The sequence below is a fragment of the Bacteroidota bacterium genome (assembly GCA_021300195.1).
Lineage (GTDB): Bacteria > Bacteroidota > Bacteroidia > J057 > JAJTIE01 > JAJTIE01.
In genome coordinates this window covers 17,003-30,028 of sequence record JAJTIE010000005.1, presented here as the reverse complement: position 1 = coordinate 30,028, position 13,026 = coordinate 17,003, and the positions used below count along the sequence as shown (strand labels likewise).

The window sequence follows — 13,026 nt, the reverse complement described above, 5'->3', positions numbered from 1 at the left end:
TGGTGCAAAGGTCGGGCTTTGTGGGCTGCGGTGCAGCGGCCGATTATGCACAATGTGTGGATTGTAGTGGATAAAGCGGCAGGCACCAGGCCCCGGCGAGCGAACTAAAAATCCTCGTCCAGGTCGAATGCCAGATCTTCCTTGCTGGACATTACGCCGGCCTTTTGGTACTCGCTTACGCGTTTTTCAAAGAAATTGGTCTTGCCCTGCAGGCTGATCATTTCCATCCAGGGGAAGGGGTTGTGGGTGCGGTAGATCTTGTCGAAGCCCAGGGCATTCATCAGCCGGTCAGCCACAAACTCAATATACTGGCTCATCATCTCGGCATTCATGCCAATCAGGCTTACAGGCAGGGCTTCTGTTACAAATTCCTGCTCAATACGCACCGCATCCAGGATGATCTCACGCACCCTGGTCTCGCTGGTGGGGTGCTGCAGCATGCTGAAGAGTAGGCAGGCGAAGTCACAGTGCAGGCCCTCGTCTCGGCTTATCAGCTCGTTGCTAAAGCTGAGGCCAGGCATCAGGCCGCGCTTTTTCAGCCAGAAGACGGAGCAGAAGCTGCCGCTGAAAAAGATGCCCTCTACGGCGGCAAAGGCCACCAGGCGCTCGGCAAAGGTCTCGGCATTGTCTATCCAGCGCAGGGCCCACTGGGCCTTCCGGGCCACGGCGGGAACAGTCTCCAGGGCATTGAATAGCCGGTCTTTCTCTGCGGTATCCTTTATGTAGGTATCAATCAGCAGGCTATAGGTCTCGGCATGGATGTTCTCGATCGCGATCTGGAATCCGTAGAAACAGCGTGCCTCGGGGATCGTTACATCCTGCATAAAGTGCAGCACCAGGTTCTCATTCACAATGCCATCGCTGGCGGCAAAAAAGGCCAGCACGTGCTTGATAAAGTGGCGCTCATCCTCATTCAGCCTGTCTTCCCAGTCTATCAGGTCTGCACTCAGGTCTATCTCCTCGGTGGTCCAGAAGCTGGCCTCGGCCTGCTTGTACATATGCCAGATATCGTCGTGCCGGATGGGGAACAGCACGAAGCGGCCCGGTGTATCCTGCAGGATCGGCTCGTTCGAATCCAGATACTTGTTCCTTTTCATTTCTTCGTGATTCATTTCCGACATGGTGCTTTTATTCTAGGTGATTATTATACGGTCTATACATCTACATCCCGGTCCGGTACAGCCTGGCCTCGGGGGTAAGCGGGATGGGTGTTTTCCTGTCTATCGGGTTTATCTGCTAAATATCGTCCTGCTGTAGGCCCTCGTCAAGCCTTGCTGTGCAAAGCTTATACGCAGGCAGGTTGGCCAGCACAGCTGCCTGAGCACCCATTGTGTATAAACACGCAGGGAAGCGCGGCAAAAGGCGCGTACGACCCGCCCGGCACAAACTTTCCACCAAATGCAGCCGGAGGCTGTTTTTCTGCTGGGGGCACTGTGCACACCTCACAGGAAGAAAACAGACGAATGACCCGAAAAGTTTGGGCACCCAAACGGCTACAAAGGCAGCATGCCTGCGCACATAAAGCCAGTCTTGTTTCAGAACGGGTAGCGAAGTTGGCGAACGTTCCGCAGTCGTTTTCCACCGGCTGTACACACCCCCTGTTGAAAAGGCAATAGGCCAGAAACAATCCCTTTATTTCCAACTGGTTATACAAAGATTCTGCATTTTATGCACGGCCTGCTTCTTATCCCCAGCCTCTGCCAAGGGGGCCGTACCGCCCAAGGAAATAAGCAACACGCACTGGCTACTACCCGCTCTCGGCTTGGGCAGTAGTCGGCCTGGTGGTTGGCCTGGCCCGCCTACGCCGGTGTGCTGCAAGACCCTCTCCTACCCGATCGATCCCTGGGTGCTAGGCTTCGTCGTCTTCTTCCTCGTCGTCAAAGGAGAAGTCGGTGCTGAAGAGGCTGCCCAGCATGTCGGTAAACTGTACGCCGCGTGCCAGGCGGTGGCGGCTTATCTGGCTCTGCTCGCTCAGGCCGTGCAGGATGAGCTCCATGTGCAGGTTCCGGGTTTGGGCCTCCAGCCCAGGGTGATGGTGCTCTACCAGCTGGGCCAGGCCAGGCACCCGCTGTAGCGCGGCGGCATAGTCTCCGTGGGTTTGTGTGCGGGTCAGGTCTAGCTGCTGGCCGCTGTTGAACCACTGGATGACGGCTTCGTACACATTGCTTTCTTTCTCCTTTTTCAGCCGTTCGGGGTTGGGGTACAGTTCGTTGAACTGGCGGCGGATGGCCTTGCCTATCAGGGCGTGGGCCACGGCTGCTGGCCCCTCCTGTTCGCCCTCATACACCAGCTCTATCTTTCCGGTTATGGCCGGTATCACGCTGTACAGGTCGCCAATGCGGGCGTGGTCTTGTGCCTGGCCATTCTGCAGCAGGCGCAGCTCCACGGCGCTGTGCAGCTGCTCCATCCCGCTGATGGTGAGGCGGGCACTCACGCCGCTGTGGGCATCCACATACTCACTGTCTCGGGCCTCAAAGGCTACCAGCTCCAGCAGGCGTGCCACCAGCTCGGGCACATGGGCGCGGGTGCGCTGCTCGGGCAGGGTGCGGGCCTCCTGGCGGGTGATGGCCGTGGCCACGTCTACCGACTCGGGGTAGTGGGTCAGTATCTGGCTCTCGATGCGGTCTTTCAGCGGAGTAACGATGCTGCCCCGGTTGGTATAGTCCTCGGGGTTGGCGGTAAAGACGAACTGCACATCCAGCGGAAAGCGCAGGCGAAAGCCCCGGATCTGTATATCCTGCTCCTGCAGGATATTGAAGAGGGCTACCTGGATGCGGGGCTGCAGGTCGGGCAGCTCATTGATGACAAACAGGCACCGGTGGGCGCGTGGGATGAGGCCGAAGTGGATGGCTCGCTCATCGGCGTAGCTCAGCTTCAGGGTAGCGGCCTTTATGGGGTCCAGGTCGCCTATCAGGTCGGCCACGCTCACGTCTGGGGTAGCCAGCTTCTCCACATAGCGTTGGTCTCGGTGCAGCCAGTCTATGGGGGTATCCTCTCCGGCCTCGTGCACGGTGTCGATGGCAAAACGGCTGAGGGGCCGGAAGGGGTCGTCCTGGATCTCGCTGCCGGCCACAATGGGGATGTATGGATCCAGTAGCTGCACCAGCTGGCGGGCTATGCGGGTTTTGGCCTGCCCGCGCAGGCCCAGCAGCAGGATGTTGTGTCGGCTCAGGATGGCTGTTTGCAGCTCGGGGATCACGCTGTCCTCATAGCCCAGGATGCCCCGAAAGGGGTCTTGGCCTGCCTTCAGGGCCTGCACCAGGTTATCGCGCAGTTCCTGCTTCACGCTTTTGGGCTGGTAGCCAGCTGCCTTCAGCTGTCCCAGAGACTGTATTTTTTCGAGGGCGAGAGTAGACATGGGTCGAAAGATCGGGGAGAAAAGGCAAAAAATAGAAACACTGTTGCAGGCACTAACAGGCGGGGGGATGCATGCGTTCCCCTGCTGGCCGCGCCCGGGCGGGGGAGCTGTGCCGCATGGGGGCTAGCCCTTGCCCGTGTGCTGCTGCCGGGCGCGGGCCAGGGCATACTCCAGTATGCGCGCCTGGGGCTCAAAGGGGGTGGGGGTATTCAGGTTTAGGGTCCGCACGGCTTTATCTATCACCAGGGATTCGTCCACCTGCGTGGGTTCTGCATCCTGGTGCAGCAGGTAGTAGCCTGTGTCCAGCAGCGCCTGCTTGGGGATCAGGCCAATCAGCTCGCTACCCGTTACCCGCGTGCCCAGCTCCTGGGCCAGGTGGCTCACGGCCTCGTATACCCGGTGCAGGGGTGTGGCGGCATAGCGTGTCAGGTTGGTGCTCACCTGTGCGCAGCCGTAGGCCTCCATATACCAGCCTATGGCCTTCACGTGCGCCAGCAGGCCCGGCACATGCAGGCGGGTACCATCCGGCCCCAGGCGCTGGGTTCCGCTCTGGCGTATGCGGCCTGCTATTTCCCTGGCTATGGCCACATCCTGTGTATCCAGGTTGATGTTGTAGGCAATGAGGAAGTCGCGCACGCCGATAACGGTAGCGCCCGCCTGCAGGTTCGGCTGGGTGGGGCCATAGTCGGGCTGCCAGCCGGGCTGTAGCATGCGGGCAGCCAGGCCCTCATACTCGCCCTGCCGGATCTGCTCCAGGCGGGTGCGGTGTGCGGCCCGGGCGCTCTGCTCGTACAGGTACACAGGTATCTGTAGCTGCTGCGCCACCCGCTGGGCCAGTCGCTCGGCGTAGGGCAGCAGTGCGTGGGTGCTCATGTGCTGCAGGGGGATGAGCGGGCACACATCCGTGGCACCCAGGCGGGGGTGTGCCCCCTGCTGCCTGCGCATATCTATACACCGGGCGGCCACCTGTATGGCCCGGAAGGCCGCATCGATAACGGCCTCGGGCGGCCCCACAAACGTGAGTACCGTTCGGTTGGCATCAGGGCCTGCATCCTGGTGTAGCAGGTATACCCCCTCTACCGAGGCTACAGCCTGGGCCAGGGCTGCAATTGTTTCTGCATCCCGGCCTTCGCTAAAGTTGGGCACACACTCTATCAGCGGCAGCTGCTGGGGAGAAGGATCCATGTCTCGAAGTTAGGGAAAGCCTACCTTTGCACAGCACAGGGTTACGGAGATTCTGTGCTACTTTTGTTCCACGCCCAGCAATTTGTTCTATATGGAAAAGCCCACGTTGATTATTGGTACCGGCGCCCTGGCGCAGGAGGCCCTGGAGATCCTAAGCCTGGAGGATGTGATGGTTCTTGGCTTTGTAGCTGCTACAGAGACCGATGTAACGGAGATTCGGGATATACCCGTGCTGGGTACGCTGGCGGATAAGAATGTGCTGAAACTACTGGAAGATCCGGAGCAGAGCTATGTGCTGGCGCTGGAGCAGCCCGAACAACGACAAAAGCTATTCAAGGCTATTTTTTCTGCGGCCAAGAAGTTGCCACTCAGCCTTATCCACCCCTCGGTGGCACTTAGCAGCCACGCCAGCCTGGCGTCGGGCAACCTGGTGCTGGCTCACTGCAGCATCGGTGCCGATGTGTCTGCCGAGGCACACAATGTGATCCGGGCCGGGGTAATTATTGACAGTGGGGCCCGCATAGGCAGCTACTGCACCCTGGGTGCCGGGGCCATAATAGGTGCCGGGGCCAGCCTGGGCGACCACGTAACCATTGGCACAGGTGCCGTCATCCACCCGGGCATTACCCTGGAGGATGAAGCCCAGGTGGCCCCTGGAGCAGTGGTGCTGCAGCCTGTGCGCAGCAGCCAGCTAGTGGTGGGCAACCCGGCCCAGCCCCTGAAGGCCTAAGGCCCGGCAGATGGTCCTATTTCTTGTTATCTTCAACTGGCCAATCCCCAGAAAAGCATGAAAATCCTGATGACAGGCGGTACTGGCCTGATAGGCAGTAGGCTCAGCGCCCGGCTAGTAGCCGCGGGGCATGAGCTTTTTATCCTTACACGCGGGGGCCAGCGCGGCAGCACACATGGCTCCGTGCACTTTGTACCCTGGGATGGTGCGCACCTCTACCCCGACGCAGTGGGCCCGGTGGATGCGGTTATCAACCTGGCAGGGGCTGGCATAGCCGACCATAAGTGGACACCCGAATACAAAAAAATCATCCTGAATAGCCGCGTGCAGGCTACCCGGGCCGTGGCGCAGTACATACAGGCCCAGCGCCCCAAGCCCCGTGTACTGCTGCAGGCCAGCGCCGTAGGCTACTACGGCACCGACCCCAAAAAAGTGTTCCAGGAAACCGATGGCCCGGGCCGAGACTTCCTGGCCCGAACCTGTGTGGCCTGGGAAGAGGCCGCCGGGGATGCAGGTATCCGCACGGTGCTTTTGCGTACGGGCATCGTACTGGCACCCGAGGGGGGGGCCTTCCCCAAGCTGCTGGCCCCATTCAAGTTCTATGCCGGAGGCTACCTGGGCGACGGGCAGCAGCCCTTCCCCTGGATCCATATAGCCGATGTAGTGGACCTGTATGCCTATGCGCTGGAGCACGAGAGTGTGTCCGGGCCCATTAACGTGGCTGCCCCGCAGCACATGACGAACCGCGGATTTTCGCGCCTGCTAGGCAGGGCGCTACACCGGCCTAGTGGGCTGCCCATACCTCGCTTTGCCATAAAAGCTATGCTGGGCGAGCAGGCCATGCTGGTGCTGGAGGGCCAGTATACGAGCAGCGAGAAGCTTTCGTCTCTGGGCTACGCCTTTCGCTATGCCCAGGCCGAGGCGGCGGTGGCGGATATCGTGGCGACAAGCCAGGCTGGCAAGGCCGAGTAGGAAAGAGGCTGGCACCGGGCAGGGCCTGCATCAGCTACACAGGATGTGTGGCACACCCTACTGCGTGCCCAGGTATATCCAGTCCTGCTGGATGCGTATTTGCACGGGTGCAGATACGGTTAGCCACTCGCCCTTGGGCTTGGGTTCCTGCCAGTAGCCCGCCATCAGCAGGGGGCCGCGCACACGCAGGCTGCCCTTTTCGTCCGGCTTCAGCTCCAGGCCGGGTACCACCTGCCCGGCAGACAGGGGGCGCTGGGCAGGTGTGGGGTTAATGGCTAGCACCCCCGTGGTTTCATTCAGGCCAAAGCCTGTAACGAGCGGCAGCCGGAGCGCATGGCAGTAGTACTCCAGCTCCTCCGTCAGGCCCTGCCGGTCGCACAGCAGCAGGTGGAGGTTTCCGAAATAGCGCCGCCTGACCGGGCGGATGATGAAGTACTGCGCCAGCCAGTAGCGAAAGCGCTGGCCCACGGCCACCCGCTGGCCCGCGTGCTGGCACTTCAGCACCCGGTATGCCAGCCGAAAAGCCTGCTCATAGTAGCGTCGGCGCAGCCAGCGCCCCCTGCGAAAGTGCCGCTGTGCCTCTGTGCGCAGCAGCAGCAGCAGGTCGGGCACCAGCACTACGGCTTTAGGCTTGTCGGCGCGCACCTCACTGAAGTAGTGGGTCGCGCCCCGGCTACAGTACAGGTCCATGCCGGTTGCCAGCGGCACATAGAAGGCGTAGAGCCGCTGCAGCAGGTAGGCATTGCTCAGGATGCTGAGCATACGCCGGTGCCCGCCAATGTGGGGCAGGCAGGTGAGGATGCTGGCTAGCCCCTGCATAAAGTTCTGCTGGCTAAGCACAACGCCCCTGTGGTGCGCGGCCTCTGTGCGCGTGTCATACACAATGCTGGCAATGTCTGCCGGGCCTACGCTCTGTTTTCGGGCCTGCACCTGCTCCAGGTTTTCGCGCCAGTATATCTTGCCAAACTCCATGGCATTGCGCATTACCGTTACCTGGTCGCTCTCGTCCATCTCTTCCTCCGGGTCTGCCTCGCACAGGATGGGGCACTGGGCCGCGTGGGCATCCAGCCAGGCCTTGTGCGCCCGGTACTCCTCATAGCTGGGCACCAGGATGGTGCGGGGCTTTACGTGCTCGTATATGCGCTGCAGGTGTTCGGGCGTGGTGTCGTGGTCTACGGTTACATTTACCAGCCCGGCTATTTGCAGGGCCAGCTCATAAAACAGGTATACCGGGCCATTGATGGCGAAGAGCAATACACGGTCTCCCTTTTGCATCCCCTGCGAGATGAAGTAGGCGGCCAGGCAGTGGCCAAAGGCATTCACCTCCTTCCGGCTAAACGCCTTACTCGCTTGGGTAGGGCCCGTGTACAGAAAGGGCGTATCCACGGGCTGGTGGGCATACTGGTGGTCCCACAGTTGCACCAGGGTATGTAGGTCCGGTAGTGGTGTATCGGTCTGCGTGCGCATACAGAAGAGAGAGAGTCAAGAAATCGGCATCCCCCAAAAAGACAGGCGCGGTAAAAGTACTAAATTTGACTCCGCCCATGGAGCCTACCCACGCATATCCTTTCGAAACTGGCGCTGATGGGGCGCAGCCCCAGCTGGCAGCAGCACGGCGCAGCCATGTGCCCAGCTGGCTAGTACCCCTGGTGCTCTTTGTGGCTACCCTGTGCACCACTACCCTGGCCGGGGCCGAGCTGGCAACCGGGGGGCACTGGCCGGGCTGGGGCAGCACGGGCCCACAGCTACAGCTGCACCTCCGGCATCTTTGGCTAGGGCTGCCCTACATGCTGGGCTTTGTGCTCTTTGTTACTTGTCATGAGTTTGGGCACTACCTGGTGGCACGCTGGCACCGGGTGCGCACTACCCTGCCCTACTACCTGCCTTTCTTCTTGCCCATAGCCGGGGCCATTAACATTGGCAGCCTGGGGGCCATTATCCGCCTGAAGGAGCGCCCACAGAGCACCCGGGCTTACTTTGATATCGGCATAGCCGGGCCCTTGGCGGGCTTTGTGGTGGCACTGCTGCTGCTCGTGGTGGGTTTTCTTACCCTCCCCGCCGCACCACCCCATCTGCTGCCCCGGGAGCCACCAGCACCCGATGAACCCATGGTGGTAGCCCAGCTGGGCAACAGCCTGCTGTACTGGCTGCTGGAGCACAGCCTGGCTAGCCCGGCCCTGCGCCCGCCACATACCGATCTGTTTCACTACCCCCTGCTGTTTGCGGGCTTTATTGCTCTTTTTTTTACGTCTCTAAACCTGCTGCCCATCGGCCAGCTGGATGGGGGCCATGTGGTGTATGGTATGTTTGGCTCCCGCATCAGCAGCTGGGTGGCCCGGGCCACGGTGCTGGGGCTGCTGCTATTCGGGGGCCTGGGCATGCTGCGGATAGAGGAACTGGGTACGGAGCCTGGCGCGATACTCTACCTAGCCTTCATTGCCTTCACCCTCTCTCGCCTGTATGGCTATCAGCGCGTCCGGCACAATGCCGGCATCCTACTGCTACTACTGGGGAGCCAGCAGCTGCTGCAACAGCTGTGGGTACATCCGCCCGAAAACTACATATGGCTGTTCTATAGCTTTATGGCCGTACAGGTTATCCGGGCAGACCACCCCCGGGCTGCCCATGAGCACCGGCTAGACCGAAAGCGAATGCTGCTAGGCGGCCTGGCCCTGGCGATCTTTGTGCTCTGCTTCTGCCCCAGCCCCATTACCCTGGTGGAGCTGGAGGCCAGCCCCACCCTACTGTCCCTTCTGCACGCATGGAACTAGAACTGGCTGCTTTTTTTCAGAAAAAGAAGATAGACACCGCCGCCCTGGCCACTGCCGAGCCACAGCTGTGGGCGCACATCTGCCAGGAATATGCCCTGCTGGGGGCCGCAGCCTATGAACAACGCAAAAAGTTCTACCTGAATGACTGGCGGCTGCGCTACCCCCTGGCAACAACGGAGAAGGGCTAGATGAACCAGCCTACTAGCTAAAGCCACAAAAAAGCACTACCTTCGCGCCGGATTATTTCAACCCACCTTTAGAATTTCATAGAGCAATGGCTGTATCTGCAAAAGAAGTGAACCAGCTGCGCCAGGTAACCGGCGCTGGCATGATGGACTGCAAAAAAGCCCTGGAAGAAGCAGGGGGCGATTTTGACCAGGCAATTGACCTGCTGCGCAAAAAAGGACAAAAAGTATCGGCCAGCCGCCAGGATCGTGAGGCCTCTGAGGGCGCTGTGTTTGCCGAGATCTCTGCCGATGGCAGCACGGCCGTGATGATCGAGCTGAACTGCGAAACCGACTTTGTGGCACGAAACGATGACTTCCAGGGCATCGGCACGGCCATCGTACAGCAAGCCCTGAAGGACAAGCCCGCCGACCTGGCCGCACTGAACCAGATGCAGATAGGTGGCAAGGCACTGGAGGCCACGCTGACAGATGCCATGGGCCGCATAGGCGAAAAACTGGAAGTAAGTAAATACGCCCTGATAACAGGGGAGAAAGTAGCCTGCTACATACACCCGGGTGCGCGCGTGGGTGTGCTGACCGCCTTCAAAGGAGCCAATGGGGCAGACCTGAGCGAAGTGGGCAAAAATGTAAGCATGCAGATAGCCGCCATGAACCCCATAGCCGTAGACAAGGAAGGCGTGGACCAAACGGTGCTGAACAAAGAGATAGAAATAGGCAAAGAGCAAGCCCGAGCCGAAGGCAAGCCCGAAGCCATGCTGGAAAAAATTGCCATGGGCAAGCTAAGCAAGTTTCTGAAAGACAACACCCTGCTGCACCAGGAGTTTGTGAAAGACCCCAGCAAGACCATTGCCCAATACCTGAAAGAAAAGAGCGACAAGCTCACGGTAGAAAGATTCGAGCGTTTCCACCTCGGAGCCTAGTACCTTCATTCGTATAGCAAGAGAGCCCAAAAGGCTCTCTTTTTTTGCCCCCTCTACTACCCGTTCACGCAATCGATCCATGAAGTACCCACGCATCCTGCTCAAACTCAGCGGCGAGGCCCTGATGGGCAACCAAGCCTTTGGCATAGACACCCACACCCTGGAAACCTATGGCCGAGAAATAAAGGCCGTGCGAGACATGGGCGTACAGCTCGCCATTGTGATAGGCGGCGGCAACCTGTTTCGCGGGGTGCAGGGTGCCAGCAAGGGGATGGACCGGGCACAGAGCGACAACATGGGCATGCTGGCCACGGTAATGAATGCCCTGGCCCTGCAAGACAAGCTGGAAACCCTGGGGGTAGACACCCGGGTGCAGAGCGCCGTTACCATCAACCAGGTGTGCGAGCCCTTCATACGCCGGCGCGCCATGCGCCACCTGGAGAAGGGACGCGTGGTAATACTGGCTGCCGGTACCGGCAACCCCTACTTTACCACCGATACCGCCGCCGGCCTACGCGCCATGGAGCTAGAGGCCAATGTGCTGCTAAAAGCTACCCGCGTAGACGGCGTGTATACCGCCGACCCCGAGAAAGATGCCAATGCGACCAAGTTCGACACCATCTCCTTTTCCGATGTGCTAAAACACCGGTACAGCGTAATGGACATGACCGCCTTTACCCTGTGCCAGGAAAACAAGATGCCCATCATCATCTTTAACATGAACAAGCCCGGCAGCCTGATACGCCTGGCCGAGGGCCAAACAGTAGGCACGCTGGTATCCTAATTTTTCTATTTTTGCTATTATGGAACCCGAGATTAAAGCCATCTACGACAGTACCGAACAGGCAATGAAAAAAGGCCTGGAGCACTACGAGAGCGAACTGCTCAAGATCCGTGCCGGAAAGGCAAGCCCCATCATGCTGGAGGGCGTGCGTGCCAACTACTACGGCACACAGTCCCCCATCAGCCAAATGGCCAACATAAGCGCCCAGGATGCACGCACCCTGGTAATACAGCCCTACGACAAGGGAGCCATTCGCGATATAGAGAAAGCCATCGTGGAGGCCAACCTTGGCTTCAACCCACAGAATGACGGCATTGTGATCCGGATCACCATCCCGCAGCTCACAGAAGACCGGCGCAAGCAGCTGGTAAAGGTGGCCAAGGACGTAACCGAGGAGTGCCGCATCTCCGTGCGCAACGCCCGCCGAGACGGTATGGAAGCCCTGAAGAAACTGGTAAAGGACGACGGATTCCCCGAAGACCTGGCCAAGGCAGCCGAAGCCGAAGTAGAAAAACTGACCAAAACCTACAACAGCAAGGTTGACGCCATTCTCACCGAGAAAGAGGCCGAAATCATGCATGTGTAGCCATTTCACTGCTTTTCGCCCAGTTTGGCACAGCCTTTGCTTAGTATATGCATGAGGGGCAAAATACCCCGCATGTTATTCTCTTCCCTATGCCAAAGATCCTGATCATTGATGATGAGCGAGCCATCCGGAACACCCTGCGGGAGATTCTGGAGTTTGAGTCGTTTGAGGTAGACGAAGCCGAAGATGGCGAAGTGGGCCTCAACAAGATCAAAGAAAACACCTACGATGTCATCCTCTGTGATGTAAAAATGCCCAAACTGGACGGGCTGGAAGTACTGGAGCACAGTGCTGAGTATCGAAACGAAGCACAGATCATCATGATATCCGGCCACGGCACCATAGAAACGGCCGTAGAGGCCACCCGAAAGGGTGCCTACGACTTTATCGAGAAGCCACCGGACCTGAACCGCCTGCTGATCTCTATCCGCAATGCAATGGACAAAACGGGCCTGGTGCACGAAACCAAGGTGCTAAAGCGCCGCGTAGGCCGGGTGCGCGACATAGTGGGCGATAGCAGTGCTATACGAGGCATAAAGGAAACAATAGACAAGGTAGCGGCCACAGAGGCCCGGGTGCTGATAACCGGCAGCAACGGAACTGGTAAGGAGCTGGTAGCCCGCTGGCTGCATGAAAAAAGCACACGGGCAGCGGCCCCGCTGGTAGAGGTAAACTGCGCAGCTATACCCGGAGAACTGATCGAGAGCGAGCTGTTCGGACACGAGAAGGGTGCCTTTACCAGCGCCATCAAGCAGCGCCTGGGCAAGTTTGAACAAGCCCATGGCGGCACCCTCTTCCTCGACGAGATTGGCGACATGAGCCTGCAGGCACAGGCCAAAGTGCTGCGTGCCCTACAAGAAAACCGCATTACCCGCGTAGGTGGAGACAAAGACATTACTGTGGATGTACGGGTCATTGCCGCCACAAACAAGGACCTGCGCGACGAAATTGCCAAAGGAAACTTTCGAGAAGACCTATACCACCGCCTCAGTGTAATCGTGGTGAAGGTACCCACACTCAGCGAGCGGAAGGAGGATATTCCCCTGCTAGCCGAATCCTTCCTGGCCGATATTGCACACGACTACGGTGTGGCCGCGCGCAGCATCACGCCAGATGCGATTAAAGCCCTGCAGCAACTAGACTGGACGGGCAACATACGCGAGCTACGCAACGTGCTGGAGCGGCTCACCATCTTCTGCGACCGGCAGATAACCGCCGAGGCGGTGGCCCAGTATGCCGCACCCGGGCAGCAAAGCCTGCAAGACCGCAAGACCGCGAGTAGCCCTGAGGGACCCGATTTCGATTCCTTCGAAAAGTTTCAGGACTTCAAGGACGAGATGGAAAAAGCCTTCATCCTGCACAAGCTGGCCAAAAACCAGTGGAACGTAACAAAAGCAGCCGAGGAGATGGACATTCAGCGCAGCCACCTGTACAATAAGATAGAGAAATTTGGCCTGAAGCGAGAAGCCTAGCCCAGCTCGGCTGACCAGGCTGCCCTACCAGATCCACCCAATCTCTTCCCTGGTGGTACA

12 protein-coding genes are annotated in these 13,026 nt (G+C 59.1%); 8 read left to right on the top strand and 4 right to left on the bottom strand.

What is annotated here, in order from left to right:
- Positions 1-104 precede the first annotated feature (104 nt).
- The 3 genes from LW884_01470 to ftcD form a co-directional block, all read right to left on the bottom strand.
- Entirely contained in the window at positions 105-1,097 is a 993-nt protein-coding gene (locus tag LW884_01470) for a ribonucleoside-diphosphate reductase small subunit (protein MCE3007004.1), read from the bottom strand.
- Positions 1,098-1,849: 752 nt separating this feature from the next.
- The gene (locus LW884_01465) at positions 1,850-3,358 is read right to left on the bottom strand and encodes a magnesium chelatase (GenBank protein MCE3007003.1); all 1,509 of its coding nucleotides are present in this window, start codon (positions 3,356-3,358) and stop codon (positions 1,850-1,852) included.
- A 123-nt stretch (positions 3,359-3,481) separates the two neighbouring features.
- Positions 3,482-4,543, bottom strand: a complete 1,062-nt coding sequence (gene ftcD, locus LW884_01460) for a glutamate formimidoyltransferase (GenBank protein ID MCE3007002.1) — start codon at positions 4,541-4,543, stop codon at positions 3,482-3,484.
- A gap of 91 nt (positions 4,544-4,634) precedes the next feature.
- Between ftcD and LW884_01455 the strand changes: the two genes are divergently transcribed.
- Complete coding sequence (locus tag LW884_01455; protein MCE3007001.1) at positions 4,635-5,273, top strand: hypothetical protein; 639 nt, start codon at positions 4,635-4,637, stop codon at positions 5,271-5,273.
- 57 nt (positions 5,274-5,330) lie between these two features.
- Entirely contained in the window at positions 5,331-6,245 is a 915-nt protein-coding gene (locus tag LW884_01450; protein MCE3007000.1) for a TIGR01777 family oxidoreductase, read from the top strand.
- Between the two features lie 57 nt (positions 6,246-6,302).
- On the opposite strand, the gene LW884_01445 is transcribed toward LW884_01450, so the two are convergent.
- On the bottom strand, positions 6,303-7,712 hold the full coding sequence (locus tag LW884_01445) for an AMP-binding protein (GenBank protein ID MCE3006999.1): 1,410 nt from the start codon (positions 7,710-7,712) through the stop codon (positions 6,303-6,305).
- Between the two features lie 77 nt (positions 7,713-7,789).
- Here LW884_01445 and LW884_01440 point away from each other — a divergent pair, with 77 nt between their 5' ends.
- From LW884_01440 to LW884_01415, 6 genes are all read left to right on the top strand, one after another.
- The gene (locus LW884_01440) at positions 7,790-9,016 is read left to right on the top strand and encodes a site-2 protease family protein (GenBank protein MCE3006998.1); all 1,227 of its coding nucleotides are present in this window, start codon (positions 7,790-7,792) and stop codon (positions 9,014-9,016) included.
- On the top strand, positions 9,007-9,204 hold the full coding sequence (locus tag LW884_01435; protein ID MCE3006997.1) for a hypothetical protein: 198 nt from the start codon (positions 9,007-9,009) through the stop codon (positions 9,202-9,204). The genes LW884_01440 and LW884_01435 overlap by 10 nt, the downstream gene beginning before the upstream one ends.
- A gap of 86 nt (positions 9,205-9,290) precedes the next feature.
- Positions 9,291-10,124, top strand: a complete 834-nt coding sequence (gene tsf / locus LW884_01430) for a translation elongation factor Ts (protein MCE3006996.1) — start codon at positions 9,291-9,293, stop codon at positions 10,122-10,124.
- A 79-nt stretch (positions 10,125-10,203) separates the two neighbouring features.
- On the top strand, positions 10,204-10,908 hold the full coding sequence (gene pyrH / locus LW884_01425) for a UMP kinase (protein ID MCE3006995.1): 705 nt from the start codon (positions 10,204-10,206) through the stop codon (positions 10,906-10,908).
- Positions 10,909-10,927: 19 nt separating this feature from the next.
- Positions 10,928-11,494, top strand: coding sequence for a ribosome recycling factor (frr, locus tag LW884_01420; GenBank protein ID MCE3006994.1), 567 nt, complete (start codon positions 10,928-10,930; stop codon positions 11,492-11,494).
- Positions 11,495-11,583: 89 nt separating this feature from the next.
- Positions 11,584-12,966 (top strand): sigma-54 dependent transcriptional regulator, encoded by a 1,383-nt coding sequence (locus LW884_01415; protein MCE3006993.1) that lies wholly within the window; start codon positions 11,584-11,586, stop codon positions 12,964-12,966.
- The last annotated feature ends 60 nt before the right edge of the window (positions 12,967-13,026 follow it).